At 74.6% G+C, this 24,612-nt stretch carries 24 protein-coding genes; 17 read left to right on the top strand and 7 right to left on the bottom strand.

The window, feature by feature from the left end:
- Positions 1 to 39: 39 nt before the first annotated feature.
- Positions 40 to 498, bottom strand: a complete 459-nt coding sequence (locus tag CP973_RS25125) for an SRPBCC family protein (protein WP_150245491.1) — start codon at positions 496 to 498, stop codon at positions 40 to 42.
- Between the two features lie 286 nt (positions 499 to 784).
- Here CP973_RS25125 and CP973_RS25120 point away from each other — a divergent pair, with 286 nt between their 5' ends.
- Positions 785 to 1,669 carry a short-chain dehydrogenase/reductase gene (locus CP973_RS25120; RefSeq protein WP_150245487.1) on the top strand — a complete coding sequence of 295 codons (885 nt, stop codon included), beginning with the start codon at positions 785 to 787 and terminating at the stop codon, positions 1,667 to 1,669.
- A gap of 92 nt (positions 1,670 to 1,761) precedes the next feature.
- Entirely contained in the window at positions 1,762 to 3,021 is a 1,260-nt protein-coding gene (locus CP973_RS25115) for a glycosyl hydrolase family 18 protein (RefSeq protein WP_244409992.1), read from the top strand.
- On the opposite strand, the gene CP973_RS25110 is transcribed toward CP973_RS25115, so the two are convergent.
- Positions 2,965 to 3,846 (bottom strand): helix-turn-helix domain-containing protein, encoded by an 882-nt coding sequence (locus CP973_RS25110; protein ID WP_150245484.1) that lies wholly within the window; start codon positions 3,844 to 3,846, stop codon positions 2,965 to 2,967. The genes CP973_RS25115 and CP973_RS25110 overlap by 57 nt on opposite strands.
- A 257-nt stretch (positions 3,847 to 4,103) precedes the next feature.
- Here CP973_RS25110 and CP973_RS25105 point away from each other — a divergent pair, with 257 nt between their 5' ends.
- The 4 genes from CP973_RS25105 to CP973_RS25090 all read left to right on the top strand — a co-directional run bounded on the left by CP973_RS25105 (position 4,104) and on the right by CP973_RS25090 (position 8,884).
- The gene (locus tag CP973_RS25105; protein WP_150245481.1) at positions 4,104 to 5,105 is read left to right on the top strand and encodes an NADPH:quinone oxidoreductase family protein; all 1,002 of its coding nucleotides are present in this window, start codon (positions 4,104 to 4,106) and stop codon (positions 5,103 to 5,105) included.
- Positions 5,102 to 6,316 carry an acyl-CoA dehydrogenase family protein gene (locus tag CP973_RS25100; RefSeq protein WP_150245479.1) on the top strand — a complete coding sequence of 405 codons (1,215 nt, stop codon included), beginning with the start codon at positions 5,102 to 5,104 and terminating at the stop codon, positions 6,314 to 6,316. Before CP973_RS25105 ends, CP973_RS25100 begins: the two co-directional genes overlap by 4 nt.
- The gene (locus CP973_RS25095; protein ID WP_150245476.1) at positions 6,313 to 7,494 is read left to right on the top strand and encodes an acyl-CoA dehydrogenase family protein; all 1,182 of its coding nucleotides are present in this window, start codon (positions 6,313 to 6,315) and stop codon (positions 7,492 to 7,494) included. The genes CP973_RS25100 and CP973_RS25095 overlap by 4 nt, the downstream gene beginning before the upstream one ends.
- Before the next feature lie 178 nt (positions 7,495 to 7,672).
- Positions 7,673 to 8,884 carry an FAD-dependent oxidoreductase gene (locus tag CP973_RS25090; protein WP_150245473.1) on the top strand — a complete coding sequence of 404 codons (1,212 nt, stop codon included), beginning with the start codon at positions 7,673 to 7,675 and terminating at the stop codon, positions 8,882 to 8,884.
- 57 nt (positions 8,885 to 8,941) lie between these two features.
- Here the strand turns inward: CP973_RS25090 and CP973_RS25085 are convergent, their stop codons facing one another.
- Together CP973_RS25085 and CP973_RS25080 are read right to left on the bottom strand one after the other, a co-directional pair.
- A complete protein-coding gene (locus CP973_RS25085) occupies positions 8,942 to 9,559 on the bottom strand; it encodes a TetR/AcrR family transcriptional regulator (protein ID WP_150245470.1) in 618 nt (205 codons plus the stop codon).
- A gap of 62 nt (positions 9,560 to 9,621) precedes the next feature.
- Positions 9,622 to 10,020: a hypothetical protein gene (locus CP973_RS25080; protein WP_150245466.1), complete on the bottom strand. Its 399-nt coding sequence runs from the start codon at positions 10,018 to 10,020 to the stop codon at positions 9,622 to 9,624.
- 230 nt (positions 10,021 to 10,250) lie between these two features.
- Between CP973_RS25080 and CP973_RS25075 the strand changes: the two genes are divergently transcribed.
- Positions 10,251 to 11,648 (top strand): hypothetical protein, encoded by a 1,398-nt coding sequence (locus tag CP973_RS25075; RefSeq protein ID WP_150245462.1) that lies wholly within the window; start codon positions 10,251 to 10,253, stop codon positions 11,646 to 11,648.
- A gap of 15 nt (positions 11,649 to 11,663) precedes the next feature.
- Here CP973_RS25075 and CP973_RS25070 read toward each other — a convergent pair whose 3' ends face one another.
- On the bottom strand, positions 11,664 to 12,149 hold the full coding sequence (locus CP973_RS25070) for a CHAP domain-containing protein (RefSeq protein WP_150245459.1): 486 nt from the start codon (positions 12,147 to 12,149) through the stop codon (positions 11,664 to 11,666).
- 113 nt (positions 12,150 to 12,262) lie between these two features.
- On the opposite strand from CP973_RS25070, the gene CP973_RS25065 reads away from it, so the two are divergent.
- From CP973_RS25065 to CP973_RS25045, 5 genes are all read left to right on the top strand, one after another.
- The gene (locus CP973_RS25065) at positions 12,263 to 13,858 is read left to right on the top strand and encodes an ABC transporter substrate-binding protein (RefSeq protein ID WP_150245457.1); all 1,596 of its coding nucleotides are present in this window, start codon (positions 12,263 to 12,265) and stop codon (positions 13,856 to 13,858) included.
- Between the two features lie 29 nt (positions 13,859 to 13,887).
- Positions 13,888 to 14,853 carry an ABC transporter permease gene (locus CP973_RS25060; protein ID WP_150250217.1) on the top strand — a complete coding sequence of 322 codons (966 nt, stop codon included), beginning with the start codon at positions 13,888 to 13,890 and terminating at the stop codon, positions 14,851 to 14,853.
- Positions 14,846 to 15,760, top strand: coding sequence for an ABC transporter permease (locus CP973_RS25055; RefSeq protein ID WP_244409991.1), 915 nt, complete (start codon positions 14,846 to 14,848; stop codon positions 15,758 to 15,760). The genes CP973_RS25060 and CP973_RS25055 overlap by 8 nt, the downstream gene beginning before the upstream one ends.
- Positions 15,761 to 15,822: 62 nt before the next feature.
- Positions 15,823 to 16,776 carry an ABC transporter ATP-binding protein gene (locus CP973_RS25050; protein WP_150250212.1) on the top strand — a complete coding sequence of 318 codons (954 nt, stop codon included), beginning with the start codon at positions 15,823 to 15,825 and terminating at the stop codon, positions 16,774 to 16,776.
- A complete protein-coding gene (locus CP973_RS25045; protein WP_150245454.1) occupies positions 16,769 to 17,428 on the top strand; it encodes an ABC transporter ATP-binding protein in 660 nt (219 codons plus the stop codon). The genes CP973_RS25050 and CP973_RS25045 overlap by 8 nt, the downstream gene beginning before the upstream one ends.
- Positions 17,429 to 17,446: 18 nt before the next feature.
- Here CP973_RS25045 and CP973_RS25040 read toward each other — a convergent pair whose 3' ends face one another.
- The gene (locus CP973_RS25040; protein ID WP_150245450.1) at positions 17,447 to 17,968 is read right to left on the bottom strand and encodes a P-loop nucleotide/nucleoside kinase family protein; all 522 of its coding nucleotides are present in this window, start codon (positions 17,966 to 17,968) and stop codon (positions 17,447 to 17,449) included.
- Positions 17,969 to 18,138: 170 nt separating this feature from the next.
- On the opposite strand from CP973_RS25040, the gene CP973_RS25035 reads away from it, so the two are divergent.
- Entirely contained in the window at positions 18,139 to 18,489 is a 351-nt protein-coding gene (locus tag CP973_RS25035; protein WP_150245447.1) for a VOC family protein, read from the top strand.
- A gap of 14 nt (positions 18,490 to 18,503) precedes the next feature.
- Here CP973_RS25035 and CP973_RS25030 read toward each other — a convergent pair whose 3' ends face one another.
- On the bottom strand, positions 18,504 to 20,039 hold the full coding sequence (locus CP973_RS25030) for an acyl-CoA synthetase (RefSeq protein ID WP_150245444.1): 1,536 nt from the start codon (positions 20,037 to 20,039) through the stop codon (positions 18,504 to 18,506).
- Between the two features lie 135 nt (positions 20,040 to 20,174).
- Here CP973_RS25030 and CP973_RS25025 point away from each other — a divergent pair, with 135 nt between their 5' ends.
- From CP973_RS25025 to CP973_RS25010, 4 genes are read left to right on the top strand one after another with little or no spacing between them, the layout of a single operon-like run.
- Positions 20,175 to 21,434 carry a cytochrome P450 gene (locus CP973_RS25025; RefSeq protein ID WP_150245441.1) on the top strand — a complete coding sequence of 420 codons (1,260 nt, stop codon included), beginning with the start codon at positions 20,175 to 20,177 and terminating at the stop codon, positions 21,432 to 21,434.
- The gene (locus CP973_RS25020; RefSeq protein WP_150245438.1) at positions 21,434 to 22,498 is read left to right on the top strand and encodes a beta-ketoacyl-[acyl-carrier-protein] synthase family protein; all 1,065 of its coding nucleotides are present in this window, start codon (positions 21,434 to 21,436) and stop codon (positions 22,496 to 22,498) included. Before CP973_RS25025 ends, CP973_RS25020 begins: the two co-directional genes overlap by 1 nt.
- Positions 22,495 to 23,073, top strand: coding sequence for a hypothetical protein (locus tag CP973_RS25015; RefSeq protein WP_150245436.1), 579 nt, complete (start codon positions 22,495 to 22,497; stop codon positions 23,071 to 23,073). Before CP973_RS25020 ends, CP973_RS25015 begins: the two co-directional genes overlap by 4 nt.
- Before the next feature lie 46 nt (positions 23,074 to 23,119).
- Entirely contained in the window at positions 23,120 to 24,607 is a 1,488-nt protein-coding gene (locus tag CP973_RS25010) for an aromatic amino acid ammonia-lyase (protein WP_150245433.1), read from the top strand.
- The last annotated feature ends 5 nt before the right edge of the window (positions 24,608 to 24,612 follow it).

Raw genomic sequence — 24,612 nt, 5'->3', positions numbered from 1 at the left:
TTCCCGCCGCGGCCGGAGCCCGTACGCCCGCGTGTCCCGTCATCGGGCCGCCTCCCGCGGCTGCCGGGCGCCGCTTTCCACGAGCCTGGCCAGCCGCCGGAGCATGCTGCGGTGCCGCAGCTGGAACAGGGCGTCCAGGACGGTGTTGTGCAGCAGTCCGCCGGGGCCCTGGAGCGGGTGCTCGTCCATGATCACCAGGGCGTGGTCGCCCCAGGGGCGGATCTCGATGGCGATCCGCGCGGTGCCCAGCGCGCCGCTGTCCACCTCCAGCTCCAGCTCCCTGGGCGGCTCGCAGCGCCGCACCACGGTCCGGCCGCTGAGCGACCACGGCCCCACGTGCACGCTGTAGCTGATCGCCGAGCCCAGCTCCGGCCAGACCCCCTCGCACGGCCGCGACCGGTACGGACCGACCACCCATTCCTGGTACCGGCCGCCGTCGGCGAGCACCGCCCACACCGCGTCGGGACGCGTCTTGATCAGCTGATGTCTTACCGCCATGCGGTCTCCAACGTCGGGGGAAGGGCACCGGCGTCGCCGGCCGGCCCGGCCACGTCCTTGCGCTGCGGGCTCCGGGACACCGCTTCCGGGTGCCCACGGCTCGCCGGATCACACAGGCCTTCCCGCTGCCACGGCGTTACGTTGGACCGACCGTTCCCGTACCGGCCGTCCCGTACCGATCAGTCCTGTTCCGCTCTCTCCCGTACCGGCCGTCCCGCACCGACCGTCCCCGCACCGGCCGTCCCCGTACCGGCCGGGCACCGCACGCAGACCGTGGAGGACCGACATGAGCCGCGACCTTCCCCTGCTCGGGCGCACGGCCGTGGTGACCGGCGCGGCGCGCGGCCTGGGAGCGCACATGGCGCGTTCACTCGTCCGGCGGGGTGCCGACGTGGCCCTGCTCGGGCTGGAGGAGGACGAGCTGGAGCGGGTCGCGGCCGGTCTGCCGGGACACGCCGCCCACTGGCCGGTGGACGTGACCGACGAGGACGCGATGGACCGCGCCGCCGCGCTCGTGCAGCGCCGCTTCGGCCCGCCCTCCGTCGTCGTCGCCAACGCCGGGGTGGTGGCGGGCGGGCCCTTCCTCGACACCGACCCGGCCGTGTGGCGCCGGGTCGTCGAGGTCAATCTGATCGGCAGTGCGGTGACCGCCCGTGCCTTCCTGCCCGCGCTGCTGAGCACCCGTGGCTACTTCCTCCAGGTCGCCTCCCTCGCGGCGCTCGGCCCGGCGCCGATGCTGTCGGCGTACTGCGCCTCGAAGTCGGGGGTGGAGACCTTCGCGCAGGTGCTGCGCGCCGAGCTGGCGCACCGCGGTGTGGGCGTCGGGGTCGGGTACCTGAGCTGGGCGGACACCGAGATGGTGCGGGCGTCCGACCGCCGGGCGGCGCTGCGGGAACTGCGCGCGCACCTGCCCTGGCCCGCCTCGAAGACGTACGACGCCGCGCCGGTGGCCGACCGCCTGGTGCGCGGCATCGAGCGGCGGTCCGCCGCGGTCTACGCGCAGCCGTGGCTGCGGGCGGGCCAGGCGGTGCGGGCCGTCCTGCCGGGGATCGTGACCGAGGGCTCGCGCCGCGTGTTCCTGCGCCTGGCCGGCCGCGCCGACCTCACGGCGTCCGGCCTGCTGGGGGCGGGCGGCCGGGCGGCGGAGGCGGCCGGGGACCGCCGTCGCTGACCGTTCGCCGTACACCCGGACGGCGGGCCCGGAAGCGGCCGTTCGGCGCATTCCGCGCGGCAGGCGGGCGACAGCCGGGACAGGCTCGGGGCATGGATCTTGCATCGGCTGCCCGGGCGCGGCTCGGGATCGCGTTCCTGCTGGCGGCGTCCGGGGTGGCCGCCGCGCTGCCGCCCGGCGCCGCGGCCCAGGGCCGTACGGGTGCCACGGCCGCGCACCGGGCGCCCGTCACCATGCCGCCGCCCGCCACCGGGGACGGCGGGACCGACGGCACCGGAGGGGCGTCCGGAACCACCGGAGGGGTACACGGAACCGCCGGAGACGCGCCCGGCACCACCAAAGAGGCATCCGGAGCCACCGGAGACGCGTCCGGAGCCAAGGCGCCCGCCACAGAGACCGGCCGTACCGTCTCCGCCTGGCTGCCCTACTGGGGCGACACCCGGGGCGCCTACCGCGACGCCCTCCAGCACGCCGCGCAGCTGCACACCGTCAGCCCCTTCTGGTACCGGGCCACCTCCGCCACCACCATCAAGGGCCAGCCGGGCGCGGGGGACCGGCAGGTCGTCGCCGGGCTGCACAAAGCCGGCATCAAGGTCGTGCCCACCGTCAACGAGTCCATGAACGCCGCCACCATGGCCGCCCTGCTGCACGACCGGGCCCGCCGCGGCGCGCACGTCAGGGCGCTGCTGCGGCTGGTGGCCTCGCGCGCGTACGACGGCATCGACCTCGACTACGAGACCATGGCGACCACCGGCACCGCCCGGATGCGGGACCGCGTGCGCACCGGCTACGCGCTGTTCGCCGACGAGCTGTGCGCCAGGCTGCACGCCCGGGGCAAGAGCTGCGTGATCACGGTCATGGCGCGCACCGCCAACTCCGGCAAGGCCTACGACTACGCGCGCCTCGGCAAGGCCGCCGACCGGGTGCGGATCATGGGCTACGACCTGCACTGGGCCGAGGGCTCCCCGGGGCCGCTGTCCTCGCTCGCCTGGTACGAGGAGTTCCTGCGCTACGCCACCGGCACCGTGCCGCGCGACAAGCTCGAAATCGCCTTTCCCGGTTACGGCTGGGACTGGACCCGGGGCGTCAAGGCCCGCGCCAAGCACCTGACCTGGAAGGAGGCGGAGGCGCTGCGCCGCCGCAAGGGCGTGGCCTACCGTTTCGACACCAAGTCGGGCACACCGCACTTCACGTACCGGGCGGGCCGGGCCGTGCACGACGTGTGGTACCAGGACGCGCGCGGTGTGGCGGCGCACCTGCCGCTGCTGCGGAAGTACGGTGTGCGCAACGCCGGTCTATGGGCGCTCGGGTTCGAGGACCCGGGGTTCTGGAAGGTGCTGCGCGGCGAGTAGCCGCAGCGCCGCGTCGGACGGCGAACCGGGCCGCGCGCTGTACATCAGCAGGCCCTGCCCGGAGCCGTCCGGCGTCTGCATCAGCTCGAAGTCCAGCTCCATCGCGCCGACCAGCGGATGGTGGAACAGCTTGGTGCCGAAGGTGCAGTTGCTGACCCCGTGCCGGGCCCACAGGGTGCTGAACTCGGCGCTCTTCATGGACAGTTCGCCGATCAGGGCGGCCAGCTGCCCGTCGTCCGGGTACTGCCCGGCCGCCATGCGCAGCGCGGCGACGGCCCGCCGGGTCTCCGTCTCGCGGTCCGGGTACAGCTCGCGGGTGTGCGGGTCGAGGAACAGCAGCCGCTGGGTGTTGGGGCGGTCCAGCGGACGCCCGGGGCTCGCGTGGTCCAGGTGCCCGGCCAGCAGCGCGTGCCCCAGCGGGTTCCACGCCAGCACCTCGAAGCGCCGGTCGAGCGCCACGGCCGGCACCCCGTCCAGGGCGGCGAGCAGCTGGAGCACCCCGGAGCGCGCCTTGTCGGGCCGTACGGCCGGGCGGCGGCGGGCCTTGGCGGGGCGGGCGAGATCGCGCAGGTGCGCGCGTTCGTCCGGGCTCAGCCGCAGGGCGCGGGCCAGCGCGTCGAGGACGCCGTCCGAGGCGTTGTGGCTCTGGCCCTGTTCGAGCCGGGTGTAGTACGCGACGCTCACCCCGGCCAGCTGGGCCAGCTCCTCGCGGCGCAGGCCCGGCACGCGGCGGCGGCCCCCGTAGGAGACCAGGCCCACGTCCTCCGGCTGGAGGCGGGCGCGGCGGGTCTTCAGGAAGTTGCCCAGCTCGGCAGGTGTGTCCATGGCCGCCAGTGTCGTACACCGGCGCGTGCTGAGCCTGACCCTGCCGGTACCAGGATCCGGACGGCGGGCGGTTCCTCCGGGACGGCGGACGGCTGGTTCCCCCGGGGCGACGGGTGGCTGGTTCCCCCGGGACGGCGGACGGCCGGTTCCTCCGGAACATCGACTGTTCCCCTACGGATACCGACCGCTTAGTATGCCGATGGCCGCGGGGTTGGCGCCCCGCGCTCCCCGCGTACCCGAGGGCTCTGGAGGCACCGGTGAAGGCATGGCGCGTACACGAGAACGGCGAGCCTCGCGAGGTGATGCGGCTGGAAGAAGTGCCGGACCCACAGCCCGGGCCGGGGCAGCTGCTGCTGCGCGTGCGGGCCGCCGACGTCAACTTCCCGGACGCGCTGCTGTGCCGCGGCGAGTACCAGGTGCGCCCGCCGTTCCCGTTCACGCCGGGCGTGGAGATCTGCGGCGAGGTGCTCGAAGCGGGCGAGGGCGCGTCCGCCGAGGCGGGCGCCCGGGTGCTGGCCCAGCCCCCGCTGCCGGACGGCGGTTTCGCCGAACGCGTCCTCGTGGACGCGGCCGCGGTCCGTCCCGCGCCGGACGCCCTGGACGACGCGGAGGCCGCCGCGCTGCACATCGGCTACCAGACCGGCTGGTTCGGCCTGCACCGCCGGGCCCGCCTCCAGGCGGGCGAGACCCTGCTCGTGCACGCGGCGTCGGGCGGCGTCGGCAGCGCCGCCGTGCAGCTCGGCAAGGCAACGGGCGCGCGGGTCATCGGCGTGGTGGGCGGCTCCGGGAAGGCGGCCGTCGCCCGGGAGCTCGGCTGCGACCTGGTGCTGGACCGGCGTACGGACGACATCGTGGCCGCCGTCAAGGAAGCGACCGGCGGCCGGGGCGCGGACGTGGTCTACGACCCGGTGGGCGGCGACGCGTACGCCAAGTCCGTCAAGTGCGTGGCCTTCGAGGGCCGCATCGTGGTCGTCGGTTTCGCCAGCGGCGCCGTACCGACCCCGGGCCTCAACCACGCCCTCGTGAAGAACTACACGATCCTCGGCCTCCACTGGGGCCTGTACAACACCAAGGACCCGGCCGCGGTCGACGCCTGCCACGAGGAACTGGCCAAGCTGGCCGCGCAGGGCGTCATCAAACCGCTGATCGGCGGCCGGGTGCCGCTGTCCGGCGCGGCCGAGGCCGTGCAGCGGGTCTTCGACGGCACCACCACCGGGCGTCTGGTCGTCGTCCCGGGGCTGGAGGGCGACGCGGCATGACCGACAGGACCAGGGAAAGCGGACGCCTGGACGCCGGCGAACTGCGCCGCCGCACGGCCGACCTGCTCGTATCGTGCCCGCCGGCGGAGACCGCCCCGCTCGACTTCCTGCGGGCCCGTTTCGACGCCGGGCTGGCCTGGGTGCACTTCCCCCAGGGGCTGGGCGGCCTCGACGCGCCGCGCGCGCTTCAGGTCGTGGTGGATGCCGAGTTGGAGGCGGCGGGCGCGCCGGACAACGATCCGCGCCGCATCGGCATCGGCCTGGGCATGGCCGCGCCCACCATCCTCCGCTTCGGCACGGACGAGCAGAAGCGGCGCTTCCTGCGCCCGCTGTGGACCGGCGAAGAGGTCTGGTGCCAGCTGTTCAGCGAGCCCGGCGCCGGGTCGGACCTGGCCGCGCTCGCCACCCGCGCCGTACGGGACGAGGACGGCACCGGCTGGGTGGTGGACGGCCAGAAGGTGTGGACCTCCGGCGCCCACCAGGCCCGCTGGGCGATCCTCATCGCCCGTACGGACCCGGAGCTGCCCAAGCACCGCGGCATCACCTACTTCGTGTGCGACATGACCGACCCCGGCGTCGAGGTGCGGCCGCTGCGGCAGATCACCGGCGAGGCCGAGTTCAACGAGGTCTTCCTGACCGGCGTACGGATCCCCGACGCGCACCGCCTCGGCGCGGTGGGGGAGGGCTGGAAGGTCGCGCAGACCACGCTCATGAACGAGCGGGTGGCGATCGGCGGCGCCCGGCAGCCGCGCGAGGGCGGCATGATCGGCGTCGCCGCCCGGGCCTGGCGCGAACGCCCCGGGGCCCGTACCCACGACCTCCACCAGCGGCTGCTGCGCCACTGGGTGGACGCCGAGGTCGCCCGCCTGACGGGGGAGCGGCTGCGCCAGCAGCTCGCCAAGGGGCACCCCGGGCCCGAAGGCAGCGGGATGAAGCTGGCGTTCGCCCGGCTGGCCCAGCAGATCAGCGGCTGGGAGGTGGAGTTCCTGGGCGAGGACGGGCTGGCCTACGACGACTGGACGCTGCGCCGCCCCGAGGGCGTGGACTTCACCGGACGCCAGGCCGGCTACCGCTACCTGCGCGCCAAGGGCAACTCCATCGAGGGCGGCACCTCCGAGGTGCTGCTGAACATCGTCGCCGAACGCGTCCTGGGCCTGCCGCCCGAGCCGCGCACCGACAAGGACGCCGCCTGGAAGGACCTTCCCCGATGACCGCTCCGAGCGGGGCCGCGGCCCCCACCGAACCGGCCCCCGCGCAGCCCGGCACCGACCCCGACCTCCTCTACTCGGAGCCCGAGGAGGACCTGCGGGCCGCCGTCCGCTCGCTGCTCGCCGACCGCGGCGGCCCGGCCGCCGTCCTCGCGGACCTGGAGAGCGGCCGGGCGTACGACACCGGGCTGTGGCGGCCGCTGGCCGCCGGCATGGGCACCGCCGGGCTGCTGGTCCCGGAGAAGCTCGGCGGGCAGGGCGCGAGCGCCCGCGAGGCCGCCGTCGTCCTGGAGGAGCTGGGCCGCGCGGTGGCCCCCGTCCCGTACCTGACCAGCGCGGTGCTGGCCGTGACGGCGCTGCTCGGCTGCGAGACCGACCGCCCGGAGGTGACCGCGCCGCTCGCCGCGCTCGCCGCAGGGCGCGGCGTCGGGGTGCTCGCGGTGCCGCTGCCGACGGCCCCCGGCACCCTGCCGGAACCGTCCGTACGGGCCGACGCGGACGGCCTGCTGACCGGTGAGGTGACCGGCGTCGCGGACGCGGCCGCCGCCGACATGCTGCTCGTACCGGCCGACGGCCCGTACGGATACGCGCTGTACGCCGTGGACGCGTCGGCCGGCGGCGTGCGCGTCGCACCGGGCGTCCCGCTCGACCTGACCCGCGTACCGGCCCGGATCACCCTCGACCGTGCCGCCGGGCGGCTGCTGGCCGGGCAGGACACGGCCCGTGCGGCGGTGACCGGGGCGCTGCTGACCGGGGCGGGCCTGCTCGCCTCCGAGCAGCTCGGCATCGCCGAATGGTGTCTGACCGAAACCGTCCGGTACACCGCGCAGCGCACCCAGTTCGGCCGCCCCGTCGGCTCGTTCCAGGCGCTCAAGCACCGGATGGCCGCCCTCTGGCTCGATGTGGCCTCGGCCCGCGCGGCGGCCCGCAACGCCGCCGACGCGCTGGCCACCGGCGGCCCGGACGCGCCGGTGGCGGTGGCGGTCGCCCAGGCGTACTGCGCGCCGGTCGCGGTGCGCGCGGCGGAGGAGTGCATCCAGCTGCACGGCGGCATCGGCATGACCTGGGAACACCCCGCGCACCTGTTCCTCAAGCGCGCCAAGGCCGACGAGATCGCCCTGGGCACGCCGGGACGGCACCGCGCGGCGCTGGCGGAACTGGTGGACATCCCGGCTCCGTAACCGCCCCGCCCGCGCGCAGCCACGCCCCGTACAGACCGGTTCGTACCGCTCTGTACGGGGCGTCGTCGTGGATGCCGCCGAGGGTGACTAACCGATCGGTCAGCTAACTGACCGATCGGTTAGTCTGCTGTCGACGCGCCGCGGCACAGGGTGGCGCACGACGACAAGGGGGTATGGCATGGAACGCACGACGTGCTGTGTGGTGGGCGGCGGACCGGCCGGGATGATGCTCGGGCTGCTGCTGGCCCGCGCCGGGGTACGGGTGACCGTCCTGGAGAAGCACGCCGACTTCCTGCGCGACTTCCGCGGGGACACGGTGCACCCCTCGACCCTGCGCCTGCTCGACGAACTCGGCCTCGGCGAACGCTTCGCGCGCCTGCCCGCCGGCCGACTGGACGAGGTGCGCATGCGCCTCGGCGACCGGACCGTGGTGGCGGCCGATCTGCGCCGCCTGCCCGGCCGCCACAAGTACATCGCCATGGTCCCGCAGTGGGACTTCCTCGACCTCCTCGCGAACGCCGCCGCCGCGGAACCCGCCTTCACCCTGCGCATGCGCGCCGCCTGTACGGGCCTGCGCACCGAAGGCGGACGGGTGACCGGGGTGCGCTACCGGGACGAGCACGGCACCGAACACGAACTGGCCGCCGACCTCACCGTGGCCTGCGACGGCCGCGACTCGGTGGTGCGCGAACTGGCCGGACTGCGGCAGCGCGCCTTCGACGTGCCGATGGACGTGTGGAACGTCCGGGTCCCCGCGCCGGGGGACGGCCGGGTCTTCATGCGGGCGGGCGACGGGCAGTTCGCGGTCACCATGGACCGGGGCGACTACTGCCAGACCTCCTACCTGATCAAGAAGGGTACGGACGCCGCGCTGCGCGCCCACGGCATCGAGTGGTTCCGCGAACGGCTCGGGGCGCTCTTCGGCTGGGGGCCCGAGGTGACGGACGCGATCGGCTCCTGGGACGACGTGAAGCTGCTCGACGTGTCGATGGGCATGCTGCGCCGCTGGTACCGGCCCGGCCTGCTCTGCCTCGGCGACGCCGCCCACACCATGTCGCCGACCGGCGGCGTCGGCGTCAACCTCGCCGTGCAGGACGCCGTCGCGGCGGCCCGCCTCCTCGCCGGGCCGCTGCGCCGCGGCACGGTCGGCGTACGCGACCTGGCCCGGGTGCAGCGGCGGCGGCAGCTGCCCGCCGCCGTGGTGCAGAAGAGCCAGATCGCCGAACACGAGTCGCTGCTGCGCCCGGCCCTGGAGGGCACGCTCGACCCGGACCGCCTGCCGGTTCCGCTCCGTCTCCTCCAACGGCTGCCCGTGCTGCGGACCGTGACGGGGTATCTCGGCGGCATCGGCATCCGGCCCGAGCGCGCGCCCGCCTTCGCGCGGGGGTGACGCGGCCGGGCGCGGGCGGTCCTGCCGGACGCGGGCGGTCCTACGGGGTGCGGGCGGTTACGGGTCGCGGCGCGTGATCGCGTCCAGGGTGAACGCCTCCAGCTCGTCGGCCGCCGCGTCGAGGTCGTAATCGGGGTGGGCGAGCCAGTGGGAGACGACGCCGTCGATCGCGCCGCCGATCGCGAGCGCCACCGTGCGGGTGTCGAACTCCCGCAGCTCGCCCGCCTGCTGACCGGCCGTCAGCAGCGCGGCCAGCTCCTGCCAGCGGTTTCCGGTGTCGTGCCGGCCCGGCGTCTTGAGCCTGGTGCCGCCCGCGTCGTCGAGCAGCATCTCGGTGATGACGCGCACATGCCGGCGGTTGGCCTGCTGGTAGCCGATCATCGCGCGGACGTAGGCGACGACGGCGGCCCGCGGCCCGGCCGCGCGGTCCACCCGCTCCCGTACGTACGCGGTGAACTCCGCCAGCACGTGCGCCAGGGCGGCCCGGGTGAGGTTGTCCTTGGAGGAGAAGTGGTACAGCACGGCGGCCTTGGAGAGGCCGGCCCGCTCGGCGATCGCGGCGAGCGAGGTCGCCGGATAGCCCCGGGTGGAGATCAGGTCGATGGTGCAGTCCACGAGCTGCCGGCGGCGCGCCTGCTCCGTGAAGGTCGGGGTACCGTCCGCCCGCGGGGCCATCGCGTCGCCACCCTTGCCTTTCCTCGTACGCCGGTCGGTCCTCGACCGTACACGGGCGGCGGTCAGCCGATGAGGCCGAGGGGTCCGCTGACGTCGCTCTCCGCGCCGTCCTGGGTGGTCACCTCGACCGTGTACGAGGTGCCCGGCGGGACCACGGGGAGGGTGGCCAGGGCCTCGCCCGCCCGCTTGCTGCCCGCCTTCGGTGCGACCAGCGACAGCCGGTCGTGCCCGCCGGACGGCGTGCGGGCGCTCAGCCAGACGTCCACCTCCTTCCCGGTGGTGTTCGTCCACTGCACGAGCAGGCTGCCCGCCACCTTCGCGCTGGAGCCCGCGGCCGGCGTCCGCACCTTCAGGGGCGGGTCGGCGGCGGCCGGGGCGGCGGCCGGTCCGGCCGCGAGCGCGGCCGCCGCGGTGATGGTGGCGGCCGCGACGGTTGTCGCCCTGGACTTGGCCGTACGCATGATGACCTCCGTCGTGTCGGGGGCGGTCGGTGCGGAGCCTGCCCGCGCGGCGAGATCATCACCGGGCCCGGCGCGACGGCCACCGGACCGGCGGTGTCTGAAGGGACACGGCGCCGCATCCGCGGGACACTGTGTCCGCGTGGCGGTGCCGTCCAGGCGGCGGACCGGCCGCCGGTGTCCGTTACGTATCCGTTATGTGTCGAAAGTGGGGTTCCGGTAGCGTCGTACTCATGAAGATCGCAACCCGGCGCTCCCCGGTCTCCCGAGCGGCGCTCCTCCAGCGTCCGCAGGCCGGCCCAGCGCTCTTCCTGGCGGCCGTCCTCCTGGCGGTGCTCACGGCCGCGGCTCCCGGCGCGCGGGCCGCCGGCGGGCTGGACGAGGCCGCGGCGGCCCTGAAGAAGGGGCCGGTGTACGTGGATCCGCGGGCCTCCGCCGAACTGTCGGCCGCCGACGCGGGGGCCCTGGCCAAGAAGATCAAGGACTCCGGGAAGCCGGTCTTCGTCGCGGTACTGCCCAAGGCCCCGGAGTACCGGCCCAGCACCCTCCTGAGGGACCTGCGGACCAAGACCGGCATCAGCGGCGTCTACGCCGTCGAGCTGGGCGACCGGTTCAACGCCGCCGCCGACGGGCGGGTAATGTCGCGCAACGCCGTACGCAACCTCGTCGGCGCGACCCAGCGCTCCGACTACGGCAGCACCAAGGAGCGCCTGGACAGCTTCGTGGACACCGCGACCCAGCAGGCGTCCGGCCACGAGCCCGCTTCCTGGGGCGGCGACGGCGCCGGCGTCAGCACCGGCGCGCTCGTCGGTCTGGGCGCACTCGCGGTCATCGGCGGCGGTGGCGCGTTCGCGCTGGTCCGCCGCAACAAGAAGAAGCGCGCCGAGGAGGAGCGGGCCGCGCTGGAACAGCTGCGGGTCGTGGTGGACGAGGACATCACCGCCTTCGGCGAGGAGCTGGACCGCCTCGACTTCCACCCCGGCGAGCCCGGCGCCGACGACGCGATGCGCGCCGACTACACCCACGCGCTGGACGCGTACGAGAACGCCAAGTCGGCGATGGCCCGCGCCGAGCGCCCCGGCGACGTCGAGCAGGTGACCAAGGCCCTGGAGGACGGCCGGTTCGCGCTGGCCACCCTGGCCGCGCGGCGCAAGGGCGAGCCGCTGCCCGAACGCCGGGTGCCGTGCTTCTTCGACCCGCGGCACGGCCCGTCCGTCGCCGACGCGCAATGGGCCCCGAACGGCGCGGCGCCGCGTACGGTCCCGGTGTGCGCCGCCGACCGGACGCGCCTGGAGGAGGGGCAGGAGCCGATGGCCCGCACGGTGCAGACCGAGTACGGGCAGCGTCCGTACTGGGACGCCGGACCGGCCTACGGCCCCTGGGCGGGCGGCTACTTCGGCGGCGGCATGCTGCCGGGCCTGCTCGTGGGCACCATGCTGGGCAGCGTCCTGATGAGCCCGGCCGCCTACGCCTCCGACTTCGGCGGCGGCCCGTCCGGCGCGGAAGGCGGCGACGTCTCCGGCTCCGACTTCAACCCGGACGACTTCTCCGGCGGCTTCGGCGGCGGCGACTTCGGCGGTGGCGGCGGCTTCGGCGACAGCGGCGGAGGGTTCGGCGGCGGGGACTGGTGACGGCTCCGGAGCGGGCTACGGCCGGCCGACGGCGGCCTCCCGTACCCGCTTCGCGCCCAGGAACCGCGCGTACCGGGCCCGCTCCGCGAAGTCCGCGTACGACCACACGGCGGGCCGCCCGGCCTCCTTGCACAGGTGCAGCACCTGGTCGGGCCCCAGGTGCACGCCGACGTGCGCCCCGTACCCGGCGGGCCGCCCCGGCACCTCCCCGGCGTCGAAGAGCACCAGGTCCAGCGGGCGCGGCGGCGCGGCCCGCACGGTCGCCGCCGTGTCCGCCCACAGTTCGGCGGAGCGCAGCGGCGGCACCGTGTGCCCGAAGTGGCGGAGCACGGCGTACGCGTAGAGCTGGCAGTTCGCCCCGGCGGTCACGTCGTGCGGACGGCGGCCGGGCAGCGGGGCCGCGCCGGGGTGCCGGGCACCGGCGTACGGCACGTCCCGGAGGGCGGCGGGCAGGCGCGACAAGGGATCGGACGGCAGGCCCGGCAGGCGGTCGGAAGGCATCCGCTCATGATGGCGGGCGCCCGCCGGGCAGGGGCGGCGGGACCTCCGTTTCTCACATGTTGTTTAATTGCCTGCGCTTTGCAACAACAGACGATCTTCAGCAGGGAGTGGGCATGACGGCCCGGTCGATACGGTCAGCGGCCGCCGCACTGGCGGGAACCATGGCGTTCGGGGCGGCGGCCTGTTCCACGCCGTCCGACGGCAAGGGCGGCGCGGCCGGCGCCCAGGACTCCGCCGTGGTCGGCATCGCCTACGAGCCGGAGTCGCTGAGCCCGCTGCTGGGCTACGGCAAGGACGGCAACTCCAAGATCTTCGACGGGCTGCTCACCCACGACGCGGACATGAAGCTCCGGCCCGCGCTGGCCGCGAAGCTGCCCGAGGTCTCCGACGACGGCAGGACGTACACGTACACCCTGCGCGACGGCGTGACCTTCAGCGACGGCAAGCCCTTCACCGCCGACGACGTGGTCTTCACCTACGAGACCATCCTCGACGAGAAGACCAACAACGCCTCCAAGGCCGAGCTGGACGCCCTGGAGAAGGTCGAGAAGAAGGACGCCCGCACCGTCGTCTTCCACCTGAAGTACGCCTACGCGCCGTTCGCCGAGCGCACCGTCCTGCCGATCGCCCCGAAGCACATCGCGGGCAAGCAGGACGTGAACACCGGGTCCTTCACCACCCATCCGGTCGGCACCGGCCCGTACATCCTCACCAACTGGTCCAAGGGCGAGAAGCTCACCTTCAAGGCCAACCCGCACTACTGGGGCGGCGCGCCCAAGGTGAAGAACTTCACCATGGCGATCATCAAGGACGACGACGTGCGCGCCACCCGGCTGCGCTCCGGCGACCTCGACGGCGCCATCCTGCCGCCCAACCTCGCCGCCACCTTCAAGTCCGCCAAGGACATGAAGACCCTCTCGGCCAAGACGTTCGACTACCGCAACGTCACCCTGCCGACCGCGAACGAGGTCACCGGCGACAAGGCGGTCCGCCGGGCCCTGGACATCGCCGTGGACCGCAAGGCCATGGTGGACGGCATCCTCGACGGCGCCGGCAAGCCCGCCTACGGACCCGTGCCGACCGACAGCCCCTGGTTCGCCAAGGGCACCGAGCGCGTCCACGACCTGAAGAAGGCCGAGCGGATCCTCGACGACGCCGGCTGGAAGAAGGGGGAGAACGGCATCCGCGAGAAGGACGGCAGGCCCGCTTCCTTCAAGCTCTGGTACCTCGCCGGGGACAAGCTCCGCCAGGAGCACGCGCTCGCCTTCGCCTCCGACGCCAAGAAGGCCGGCATCGAGGTCAAGGTGGAGTCCGGCCCGTGGGAGGCGATCCAGCCGAACATGAAGACCGACGCAGTCCTCGCGGGCGGCGGCAGCCCCGCCGACCCGGACTTCGACCAGTACCTGCTGCTGCACTCCTCGCTGGCCGGCGACGGCTTCAACAACATGTCGCGCTACGACAACCCCAAGGTCGACAAGGCGCTGGTGGACGCCCGCCGCACCGACGACAAGGCCGCGCGCAAGGCCGGGTACGACACGGTCCAGCGCGAACTCGCCGACGACCCGGCGTACATCTTCCTCACCCACATCGACCACCTGTACGTGGTCAAGGACCGCTGGAAGGACCTCACCACCCAGGTCGAGCCGCACGACCACGGCCTGGCCTCCGGCCCGTGGTGGAACGTAGAGGACTGGCAGCCCGCGAAGTGAGCCGCCTCGCACAGCTGCCCTGGGAGCCGATGGCGCGGATGACGGGCCGGCGGGCGCTGCTCGCCGTGCCGGTCCTCCTCGCCGTCACCCTCGGCGTGTTCGCCGTCGCCGCCGCCGCGCCCTTCGACCCCGTCAAGGCGTACGCGGGCACCGCCGGCCTGACCGCCTCCCAGGAGAACCTGGACCAGATCCGGCACAACCTCGGCGTCGACCAGCCGCTGCTCGGCCGCTGGTGGCACTGGCTGACCGGGGCGCTGACCGGCGACCTGGGCGACTCCGCGACGCTGCGCGCGCCCGTCTCGCAGGTGATCGGCGAGCGCATCGGCTGGTCGGTGCTGCTGTGCGCGCTGGCGTTCGTGATCGCGATCATCGTGGGCACGCTGCTCGGCGTGCTGGCGGCCCGGCGGCGCGGCTCGCTGCTCGACCGCGCCGTCACCTCCGCCGCGTACACCCTGGAGGCCGCTCCGCCGTTCTGGCTCGGGCTGCTGGCGGTCTGGCTGTTCGCGCTGAAGCTGGGCGTGCTGCCGGCGGGCGGGCTGACCGACACCGGCAGCGAGGTCGCCACGGCCGGACAGATCGCGCGCCACGTGGTCCTCCCGGCGCTGGTGCTCGCCGTCTCGCAGCTCCCGTGGTTCGTGCTCTACGTACGCCAGGGAGTCGGTGACGCCCTGGAGGAGGATCCGGTGCGGGGCGCGCGGGCCCGCGGCCTGAGCGAACGCACCGTCCTGCTCCGGCACGCCCTGCGCTCCGGCCTGCTGCCGGTCCTCACCCTGATCGGCTCCCGGGTACCGGAACTGATCACCGGCGCGCTGCTGGTGGAGACCGTCTTCAGCTGGCCGGGCATCGCCGCGGCCACCGTCCAGGCGGCGACGAGCGTGGACTTCCCGCTGCTGGCGGCGCTCACGGTGCTCGCCACCGCGGCCGTGCTGGTCGGCAACCTGCTGTCCGACCTGTTGTACGGACTCGCCGATCCGAGGGTGGGCTTCGATGGCTGAGACGCTGAGGACGAACCGGGAGACGGCCGCGCCGCCCGCCGCCCCCCACTGGCACCAGCGCACCGCCCGGCGCGGCGGGCGCGGCACCCGCACCCTGCGGGTGCGCACCTCCGCCGTCCTGGTGGCGGCCATCGTCCTGGCCGTCGTCGCCGTGCCCCTCCTGTTCCCCCTGGACGGGCAGGCCGTCGACCTCGCCGCCAAGCTCCGGGCGCCGTCCGCCGCCCACCCGTTCGGCACCGACGAGGTCGGCCGCGACCTGCTGCTCCGCTGCGTCTACGGCCTGCGCGTCTCGCTGCTCGTCGGCGTGGTCGCGGCGCTCGCCGCCACCGTCATCGGCACCGCCGTCGGCGCGCTGGCCGGGGCGCTCGGCGGCTGGGCGGACCGGGCCGTGATGCGCGTCGTGGACCTCTTCTCCTCCGTGCCCCACCTGCTGCTGGGCATCTTCATCGTGGCGATGTTCCGGCCCGGCGTCTGGCCGGTGATCATCTCGGTGGCGCTGACCCACTGGCTCTCCACCGCCCGCATCGTGCGGGCCGAGGTGCTCTCCCTGCGGTCGCGCCCGTACGTCGACGCGGCCGTCTCCGGGGGCGCCTCACGGTGGCGGGTGACCGTACGCCACCTGCTGCCCGGCGTCCTGCCGCAGGCCGGGCTGGCCGCCGTCCTGATGGTGCCGCACGCCATCTGGCACGAGTCCGCGCTCTCCTTCCTGGGGCTCGGACTGCCCGCCCACGAGGCGAGCCTCGGCAACATGGTCAACAGCGCGCGCAGTTCGCTGCTCGCGGGCGACTGGTGGCCGACCCTCTTCCCGGGCCTGTTCATCATCGTCCCCACGCTCGCCATCGCGGGCCTGGCCGGTGCCTGGCGCGAACGCATCAACCCGCGCCGCCGATCGGAGCTGATGCTGTGACCCCGCCGACCACCGTCCCGTCGCCCGTCCTGTCCGTCCGCAACCTGTCCGTACGGTTCCGGATGCGCGGCGGGCGGCACGTCGCCGCCGTCACCGACGCGTCCTTCGACCTCGCGCCCGGCCACTGCCTGGCCCTCGTCGGCGAGAGCGGCTGCGGCAAGTCCGTCCTGGCCTCCGCCCTGCTCGGGCTCCTCCCGGGCAACGCGGAGACCGCCGGCGCCGCGCACCTGGACGGCGTGGAACTGCTCACCGCCTCCGAACGCGAACTGTCCCGCTCGGTGCGCGGCCGCCGCATCGGCCTGGTGCCGCAGAGCCCGGCCGCCCACCTCACGCCCGTACGCACCGTACGGGCCCAGCTCGAAGAGACCGTCCGGGAACTGACCGGCACCCCCAAGCACGCCCTCCGGGCCGCCGCGGAGCAGGCCGCGGAGCGCGCCGCCTTCCCCGCCGGGCACCTCGACCGCCACCCGCACGAGCTGTCCGGCGGCCTGGCCCAGCGCGCCGCGACCGCCCTCGCGCTGGTCGGCGACGCCCCGCTGCTGCTCGCCGACGAGCCGACGACCGGCCTCGACCGCGACCTCGTGGACCGCACGGTCGACGAACTGCGCCGCCACATCGACGCGCCCGGGGACGAACGGGACGGCGCCGGCCGGGCGCTCCTCATGATCACCCACGATCTGGCGGCGGCCGAGCGGATCGCCGACCGGGTGGCCGTCATGTACGCCGGCCGGATCGTCGAACTCGCCGACGCCGCCGACTTCTTCGGCACCCCGGGTCCCCGCCACCCGTACGCGCGCGGCCTGCTCGACGCCCTCCCGGACCGCGCCTTCACCCCGATCCCCGGCATGCCGCCGGAGCTGGGCGCCCTCCCGCCGGGCTGTGCCTTCGCCGCCCGCTGCGACCGGCGTACGGACGTGTGCGCGACCACCGTGCCCGCCCTCACCGACGGCACCGCCTGCCACCACCCGCTGAAGACACCGGCGGCCGCCGCGCCCGGGGGAGCAGCCCGTGCTTGAACTCCGCTCGATCACCGCGGGCTACGACCGCGACCACCCCGTGGTCCGCGACGTGTCGCTGCGCATCGCGCCCGGCGAGGCCGTCGGCCTGCTCGGCCCCAGCGGCTGCGGCAAATCGACGCTGGCCCGGGTGGCGGCCCTGCTGCACCGCCCGGACGCCGGCACCGTCGTCCTGGACGGCGAGCCCGCGACCGGCTACCGGCACCGCGCCTCGCGCGCCCAGCGCACCGCGTACGGCGTCGTCTTCCAGCAGCCCCGCCTGTCCGCCGACCCCCGCCTCCGCCTGGCCGACCTGATCACCGAACCCCTGCGCGCCACCGGCCGCCGCGCCGAGGCCCCCGCCCGCCTGGCCGAACTGGCCCCCGCCGTCGGTCTCTCCGGCGACCTGCTGACCCGCCGCCCCCACGAGGTCAGCGACGGCCAGCTGCAACGCGCCTGCCTGGCCCGCGCCCTGGTCCTGCGCCCCCGCTGGCTCATCTGCGACGAGATGACCGCCATGCTCGACGCGTCGACCACGGCGGCCCTGGTGGCGGTGGTCGAGGACTACCGCAGCGAGTCGGGGGCGGGACTGCTGGCGGTGGGGCACGACCGGGTGCTGTTGGAGCGGTGGTGCGGCCGGACGGTGGGGTGGGACGAGCTGGACCGCGGGTGACCACCGTGCGGGCGGACGTCAGCTCTTGACGGCCTCCGCGATCAGCAGCGCGGCCTGCTCGGGCGTGCGGTGCGTGGTGTCGATGACCTCGGCCTCGGCGTGCAGCCACGTGCGGGCCGCCTCGGCGTAGGGCTCAAGATACTGGAGACGGAACGGGGACGGGCCCATGACCGTGTCCCCCTCGATGCGCCGGCGGAGGGTGTCCTGGTCGGCGTGGAGGACGAAGTGCCGTACCGGAACGGTGTGTTCGGCGAGGCCCGTGCTGATCTCCCGCCAGTACTCCTCGACCAGGACCGTCATGGGCATCACCAGGGTGCCGCCGGTGTAGTCGAGCACGCGGCGGGCGGTCTCGACCACGAGCGGCCGCCACGGCGGCCAGTGCTGGAAGTTGCCCGTCCAGGGCAGCCCCGGTCTGATGTCCATCAGCGTCTCGCCGACCTTCTCGGCATCGAACACCCGGGAATCCGGGATCAGCTGCTGCACGAGCGCGCCGGTCGTCGTCTTGCCCGCGCCATGGGTGCCGTTGAGCCATACGATCATGGATCCGACGCTAGCGGGGGAGCGGCCGGGGAGACAGGCGCAGCGGAAATCCGGTACGGGATCCGGCCCGTTGTCAGTGCCCGCTGCGATAGTCGGGGCAGTGGCGACGCATGGTCCTTCCGTTCCGTCTGTTCCACCCGTCCCTCGTTCCGTCCGAGAAGGAGCCGCTGATGTCCGTCCGAAGAGTCGTGCCCGACATCCATTCGCAGGACATGGAGGGGAGCCGGGAGTTCTATGGGCTGCTCGGGTTCGAGGCGGTGATGGACCTGGGGTGGGTGCTGACGATGGCGTCGCCGGAGAACCCCACCGCGCAGGTCATCCTCATGACCGAGGACCGCGGTGCGCCCGACACCCCGCCGGACCTGAGCGTCGAGGTGGATGACGTGGACGCCGTGTACGCCGCGGTGGTGGCCGGTGGGGCGACCGTCGTGCGGGAGCCGCGGGACGAGGAGTGGGGGGTGCGGCGGTTCTTCGTGCGGGACCCGAACGGGAAGGTGGTGAATGTGGTGAGCCATCGCTGAACGTCCGCCGGGCCTCACGCCGAGCCGTAGCGCGCCTGGATCTGCCGGCGTACGGCCTTGCCCGTGCCGGTGCGGGGGAGGTCCGGCGCGATCACGGCGGAGCGGGGGATCTTGAACGCGGCCAGGCGGCCCCTGAGGGAGGCGAGGACCGCTTCCGGGTCGAGGGCCACGCCCGGTGCCGCCACCAGGACCGCGCGGCTGACCTCGCCCCACTCCGCGTCGGGTACGGGGATCACGGCGCAGTCGGCGACGTCCGGGTGGGCCAGCAGCGCGTGCTCGACCTCGGCCGGGTAGACGTTCTCGCCGCCTGAGATGATCACCTCCTTGAGGCGGTCCATGACGGTCAGCCCGCCGTCCGCGTCGAGGTGCGCGACGTCGCCCGTGCGGAGCCAGCCGTCCGCGAGCGCGGCCTCGGTCTCCCGGGGCCGGTTCCAGTAGCCGGTCATGACGTTCGGGCCGCGTACGAGGAGTTCGCCGGTCCGGCCGGCGGCGGGGTCCGCCCCGGCGGGACCGCTCGGGCCGGGGGCCGCGACGCGCACGTCGGTGAAGAAGTGCGGCACTCCGGCGCGGGGTGCTCCCGCGTGCGCCGGTCCGGCGTCGGCACGCCCGTGCTGCGTCAGCAGGACGCCGGGGGCCGCCTCCGTCAGCCCGTATCCCTGACGGAGCGTGAGTCCCCGCTGTGCGTAGGTGGCCGTCAGGGCTTCGGGTACGGGCGCGCCGCCGCACACCAGGGTGCGCAGGGACGACAGGTCGGCGTGCGGCCACCGTGGGTGATCGGCCATCCACCGGAACATGGTGGGCACACCGAACAGGGACGTGACGCGGTGCCGCTCGATCGCCCCGAGCGCCGCGCCCGCGTCGAAGTACTCCATGAGCACACACGTACCTCCCTTCAGCAGCACCGGCAGGGCCTGCATGCCCAGCGCCGCGGCGTGGTAGAGCGGCGCCGCGACCAGGGCGACCTCGTCGGCCGTCAGATCCTCGTCGATCAGGACGTTGACGGCGTTCCAGGTGAGGTTGGCGTGGCTGAGGACGGCGCCCTTGGGCCGTCCGGTGGTGCCGGAGGTGTAGAGGATGAGGCAGGGGTCGTCGGCCGCCACCGTCGCGGGCCGTTCGCGGGGTGCCCCTCCGTTCCGTACGGCCGCTTCGTCCGCGTTCGGTACGGCCGCCTCGTCCACGTCCACCACCGTCACCCCCTCGACGCCCGCAACCCTCACCCGGCTCCCGGACCGCAGCAGCACCCGGGCCCCGCAGTCGGCCAGCTGCCAGGCCAGTTCCGGTGGGGTGAGCCGTACGTTGAACGGGACGAACACCGCGCCCGTCAGGCCCGCGGCGAACAGGGACGCCAGGAAACCGGGCCGGTTGGGGCCGAGGAAGCCCACCCGGTCGCCGTGGTGCACGCCGTGTTCCCGCAGGACGCGGGCGATGCGGGCGGCGTGTTCGTACAGGCCGGCGTAGCTGACCGGTGCGCCGTCGTGGACGAGCGCCGTGCGGTGCGGGGTGCGCCGGGCCCGCCGTAGGGCCCAGGTGCCGATGCCTTCGTCGTCCATGTGCCGGTTCCGCTCCGTTCGCCTCGGGGGTGGTGAGGGGGTGCCTCACCCGTGCGGGTGAGGCGCGTAGTGACGAGATATCACCGATGGTAATTTAATAGTGACGCTATGTGTTCGACGAGTGGGGAGGCTGCGGTGACCGCAGGGCCCGGTACGGCACTTCTGATGGACGCGCGGATCCGCCACAGCCCCGAGGCCGAGCGCATCGACACCCGCGGCGAACCCCCGGTGTGGCGCGCGGAGCTGCCCGACGGCTCCACCGCCTGGGTCGCGTCCGGTTACGACGCCGCGCGCGAGGTGCTGACGGACACCGGCTTCGCGAAACCGGCCGTCCGGGGCGGCGAGCGCTGGACGGACTACCTGGCCTTCACCGACAAGGAGGTCACCGACACCATCGTCCGCAGCATGCTCAACAACGACGGCGACCTCCACCGGCAGCTGCGTGAACTGGGCGCGTCGGCGTTCACGCCCGACCGTGTGCGGGCCGCCACCGACCGCGCGGAAGCACTCGCCGAGACCCTGCTCGACGAGATCGCCGGCCGCGGCCGCGCCGACCTCGTCCACGAGTTCGCCCACCCCTTCGCCGTCCGGGCCATCACCGGACACCTCGGCTATCCGCCCGATTTCGTCCGGCGCGCCCTGGAGCTGCGGCGCTGGGGCCCGTCCCCGCTGTTCGATCCCCCCGGCTCCCCGGACCGCGTGCGGTACGCCGCCGACCGTACGGCCATGAGCGAGCTGATGCGCGACCTGGTGGCCTTCCGGCGCGACAGCCCCGGGGCCGACGCCGTCAGCGCGATGATCGCGCACGCCGACGCCGCGGGCCTGGACGAAGGGCAGCTGACCTCCACCCTCTTCCTGCTCCTCGTCTCCGCCTACGAACCGGTCGCCGACTTCCTCACGTCGAGCCTGTACGCGCTCTGGCACCGCCCCGACCTCCTCGCCGACCCCGACCGGGTGACCGGAGGACTCGGCGAACTGCTGCGCTACACCTCCCCGCTGGCCGCCACCATGCCGCGCTTCGCCACCCGGCCGACGGAGCTGTACGGCGCCCGGCTGGAGCCGGGGGACGCGGTGATCGTGCACCTCGCCCTCGCCAACCGCGACCCCCGCCGCTTCACCGCCCCCAACCGCCTCGACCTCGACCGGGACCCCGGCCAGGACCTGGTCTTCGCGCACGGCCCGCACTTCTGCCTCGGCAGCCAGTTCGCGGCCGGACTGTGCCGTACGGCCCTCGGCGCCGTGCTGCGCCGCCTGCCCGGGCTCGCCGCCGCCCGGCCGCTCGACACGCTGCCCTGGCAGCGCGGCTCCACGGGCGGCATCACCCACCTGCACGTCACCGCGGGCCTGACGGAGCTGCCCGTCACCTTCCAGCCCCGGCATGCGGTGGCCTCCTGATGGCGCGCGTCACCGGCCTGTCGGTCCTCACCGCGTACGGCCACGGCCCGGACGCCCTCTGGAAGGGCCTGACCTCCGCGACCCCCGCCACCACACCGGTCACCCGCTTCGACACCGCACGGCACAGCGCCCACCACGCCGCCACCGTCCCCGGCACCCCCGACCCGTTCGCGGAGCTGGCCCACCTCATCGGCGAGGCCTGCGACCAGGCGGAGCTGACCCCGGCCGACCGGGCCGCCACACCCCTGGTCCTCGCCCTGCACGCGGGCCCCGACACGGCGGCCCTGGCCGTCGAGCTGGCGGGCGCCTGCGGCCTGCGCGAGGCGCTCACCGTCCACACCGCCGCCTGCGCGGCCTCCAACACCGCCGTCGCCGAGGCGTCCCATCTCATCGCGGCCACCGCCGAGCGGCGGGCCGTGGTGGCCGGCGCCAGTTTCGTCGACGCGAGCATGTTCGCCGCCTTCGACAGCGCCGGCATCCTCGCCCCCAGCGGTGTCTGCCGCCCCTTCAGCGCGGGCCGCGACGGCCCGGTGCTCGGCGACGGCGCCGCCGCCGTGGTCCTCGAACGCACCGGCACCGCACCGCCGTGGGCCGTCGTCCGCGGCTGGGGCAACGCCGCCGAGGCCCACCACATCTGCCGCCCGCACCCCGACGGCCGGGGCCCCGCCGCGGCCGTCGCCACCGCGCTGCGCCGCGCCGGGCTCACCGGCGACCGGATCGGTTATGTGAACGCCCACGCCACCGCCACCCCGGCCTTCGACGCGGGCGAGGCCGCCGCCATCGTCGGCGCGCTGGCCCCGCACGGCGCACGGATCCCGGTCAGCTCCACCAAGGCCCTGCACGGGCACTGCCTGGAAGCCTCCGGCCTGGTCGAACTGGCCGTCTGCGCCCTCGCCTTCCGCCACGGCGAGCTGCCCGTCAACGCCAACCACCTCGGCCCGGACGAGGACTGCCCCCTCGACCTCGTGCTCGACCCGGGCCGCGCCCCGCAGTCCCGCTACGCCCTCAGCCTCAACAGCGGCTTCGGCGGCGTCTGCACGGCCCTCCTCCTGGCGATGCCGTGACCGAAGTCCGCCCCGTGCCGCACGACGTCATGCGTGCGGGCAGAGCCCCCGAGGACGCCATGGAACCGACCGTCGAAACCCGTGCCCAGTGGCCGCCCCCGGACGACCCGGAGGCCCGCCTGCCGGAGGTGCCGCGCTTCGAGACCTCCGCCTTCGCGCCGCTGCTGGTGGCCGTCGGCGAGCGCTGCCTCACCGACCGGTACGGCACGCCCCCGCTGCCCCCGGACACCGGCCCGCGCACCGCGCTCGTCCTCGCTGCCACCCGCGGCGACCTGGTCACCCAGGCCGCCATCGACCACGCGGTGACCGAACGGCGCCAGGTGCCCAAACCGCTGCTGTTCCAGAACGTGCCCTCCACGGCGCTCGGCCACCTCAGCGTCGTATGGGGCCTGACCGGCCCGCTCGTCGCCACCCTCGCCATCGGCGACCCGCTCGCCGCGGCCCGTGCGACCGCGGCCCGCCTCCTCGCGACGGGCGACGCCGGCCAGGTCCTGGCCATCGCCGCCGACCCTGCCGACAGCCCGGAGGCACCCGGCAGGGCCTGGGCCCGCCTGTACACGACCGGCGGTCCCTGAACCCCACCGTCCCGGCGTCCCGCACCGAACCTCTCCAAGGAAGACGATGCCCTCGACCCTGCGACCCCCCACCGCCGAGCTGACGTTCCCCTCGCGCCTGACCCCCGAGGCGCTCGAAACCGCCGCCGGGCCCGTCACCGTACGGCTCGACGACGACTCCCGTAAGGCCGTCGCGCGCTGCCACGACTACCTACACGCCTGCATGAACGAGGGCCGTGAGATCTACGGCACCACCACCGGCTTCGGGCCCCTGGTCGTCTTCGCGGGCCAGGACGAGGGCACGGACCAGTGCGAGAACGTGCTCAGCCACCTGGAAGTCGGCCAGGGCCCGGACCTGGACCCGCCGGTGGCCCGGGCCACGCTGCTCGCCCGCCTGTGGAGCCTGGCCCGGGGCCACTCCGGCGTGGCCCCCGCCGCCGTGGACGCCCTGGTGGACATGCTCGGCACGTCCTTTGCGCCGGTCATGCCCGAGTACGGCTCGGTCGGCGCCAGCGGCGACCTCGCGCCCCTGGCCCACGCCATCCGCTCCCTCCAGGGGCGCGGCAACGCCTATCTCGGCGCCATGCGCATGCCCGCCGCCGAGGCCCTCGCCGCGGCCGGGCTGCGGCCGCTGGAGCTGACCGGCCGGGACGCCCTCGGCCTGGTCAACGGCACCTCCGTGACCGTGGCGGGCGCCGGCCTCGCGCTCGCCTCGCTGCACCGCTCGGTCGCCGCCGGAACCGCGCTGACCGCCCTGCTCGCCGGTGTCCTCGGCTGCCGCCCCGACTTCACCGCCCCCGAGATCTTCGAGGCGCTGGGCCACGACGACACCGCGCACCGCGCCGCCGACCTGCGCGATCGGCTCACCGGCCATGAGCCGAGCGGAACCCGCGCGCTCCAGGAGCCGTACACCCTGCGCTGCGCGCCGCACATCCTCGGAGCGGCGGAGAGCAGTCTGCGCCACGCCCGCCAGGTCGTCACCGACGACCTCAACGGCATCAGCGACAACCCGCTCTTCTTCCCCGAGCGCGATGTCGTCGTCCACGGCGGCAACTTCTTCGGCCAGCAGGTCGCCTTCGTCGCCGACCTGATGTCCATCACCGCCGCCCAGCTGGCCAACCTCGCCGAACGCCAGCTGGACCTGCTGATCGACACCCGGCGCAACGGCGGCCTCAACCCCATGCTCGCCGAGGACCCCGGCCGCGACCACGGCGTCCAGGGCGTCCAGCTCGCCGCGACCTCCCTCGTCGTCGCGATGCGCCGGGCGGCCACGCCCGCCGCCATGCAGAGCGTCCCCACCAACTGGCACAACCAGGACATCGTCCCGTTCGGCATCCAGGCCGCGTTCACCGCGCTCCGGCAGGCCCGGACGCTGCGCCTGCTGCACGGCTCGCTCGCCGTCGCCCTGTACCAGGCCGTGCGCGTCGGTGCCCGGCGCCCCACCGCCGACGCCTGCGCCCGCCTCCTGGACGCCCTCGAACCGACCGTGGCGCCGGACCGGCCGTGGGCGGTGTCCGTACGGGAAGCCGCCGACGTGCTCGACCGCGCCTGCTGACCGTC

Source organism: Streptomyces albofaciens JCM 4342 (genome assembly GCF_008634025.1).
GTDB classification, from domain to species: Bacteria; Actinomycetota; Actinomycetes; order Streptomycetales; family Streptomycetaceae; genus Streptomyces; species Streptomyces albofaciens.
This window is presented reverse-complemented; position numbering and strand designations above follow the sequence as displayed.

What these genes read in the sequence shown, in the direction of transcription:
- CP973_RS25070 (WP_150245459.1), bottom strand. Translation starts at nt 12,149, where the DNA reads ATGCCTTCCGACCGCCTGCCGGGCCTGCCGTCCGATCCCTTGTCGCGC.
- CP973_RS25060 (WP_150250217.1), top strand. Translation starts at nt 13,888, where the DNA reads ATGGCGCGGATGACGGGCCGGCGGGCGCTGCTCGCCGTGCCGGTCCTC.
- CP973_RS25090 (WP_150245473.1), top strand. Translation starts at nt 7,673, where the DNA reads ATGGAACGCACGACGTGCTGTGTGGTGGGCGGCGGACCGGCCGGGATG.
- CP973_RS25100 (WP_150245479.1), top strand. Translation starts at nt 5,102, where the DNA reads ATGACCGACAGGACCAGGGAAAGCGGACGCCTGGACGCCGGCGAACTG.
- CP973_RS25065 (WP_150245457.1), top strand. Translation starts at nt 12,263, where the DNA reads ATGACGGCCCGGTCGATACGGTCAGCGGCCGCCGCACTGGCGGGAACC.
- CP973_RS25125 (WP_150245491.1), bottom strand. Translation starts at nt 498, where the DNA reads ATGGCGGTAAGACATCAGCTGATCAAGACGCGTCCCGACGCGGTGTGG.
- CP973_RS25095 (WP_150245476.1), top strand. Translation starts at nt 6,313, where the DNA reads ATGACCGCTCCGAGCGGGGCCGCGGCCCCCACCGAACCGGCCCCCGCG.
- CP973_RS25085 (WP_150245470.1), bottom strand. Translation starts at nt 9,559, where the DNA reads ATGGCCCCGCGGGCGGACGGTACCCCGACCTTCACGGAGCAGGCGCGC.
- CP973_RS25040 (WP_150245450.1), bottom strand. Translation starts at nt 17,968, where the DNA reads ATGATCGTATGGCTCAACGGCACCCATGGCGCGGGCAAGACGACGACC.
- CP973_RS25050 (WP_150250212.1), top strand. Translation starts at nt 15,823, where the DNA reads ATGCGCGGCGGGCGGCACGTCGCCGCCGTCACCGACGCGTCCTTCGAC.
- CP973_RS25080 (WP_150245466.1), bottom strand. Translation starts at nt 10,020, where the DNA reads ATGCGTACGGCCAAGTCCAGGGCGACAACCGTCGCGGCCGCCACCATC.
- CP973_RS25110 (WP_150245484.1), bottom strand. Translation starts at nt 3,846, where the DNA reads ATGGACACACCTGCCGAGCTGGGCAACTTCCTGAAGACCCGCCGCGCC.
- CP973_RS25030 (WP_150245444.1), bottom strand. Translation starts at nt 20,039, where the DNA reads ATGGACGACGAAGGCATCGGCACCTGGGCCCTACGGCGGGCCCGGCGC.
- CP973_RS25115 (WP_244409992.1), top strand. Translation starts at nt 1,762, where the DNA reads ATGGATCTTGCATCGGCTGCCCGGGCGCGGCTCGGGATCGCGTTCCTG.
- CP973_RS25120 (WP_150245487.1), top strand. Translation starts at nt 785, where the DNA reads ATGAGCCGCGACCTTCCCCTGCTCGGGCGCACGGCCGTGGTGACCGGC.
- CP973_RS25055 (WP_244409991.1), top strand. Translation starts at nt 14,846, where the DNA reads ATGGCTGAGACGCTGAGGACGAACCGGGAGACGGCCGCGCCGCCCGCC.
- CP973_RS25020 (WP_150245438.1), top strand. Translation starts at nt 21,434, where the DNA reads ATGGCGCGCGTCACCGGCCTGTCGGTCCTCACCGCGTACGGCCACGGC.
- CP973_RS25010 (WP_150245433.1), top strand. Translation starts at nt 23,120, where the DNA reads ATGCCCTCGACCCTGCGACCCCCCACCGCCGAGCTGACGTTCCCCTCG.
- CP973_RS25035 (WP_150245447.1), top strand. Translation starts at nt 18,139, where the DNA reads ATGTCCGTCCGAAGAGTCGTGCCCGACATCCATTCGCAGGACATGGAG.
- CP973_RS25075 (WP_150245462.1), top strand. Translation starts at nt 10,251, where the DNA reads ATGAAGATCGCAACCCGGCGCTCCCCGGTCTCCCGAGCGGCGCTCCTC.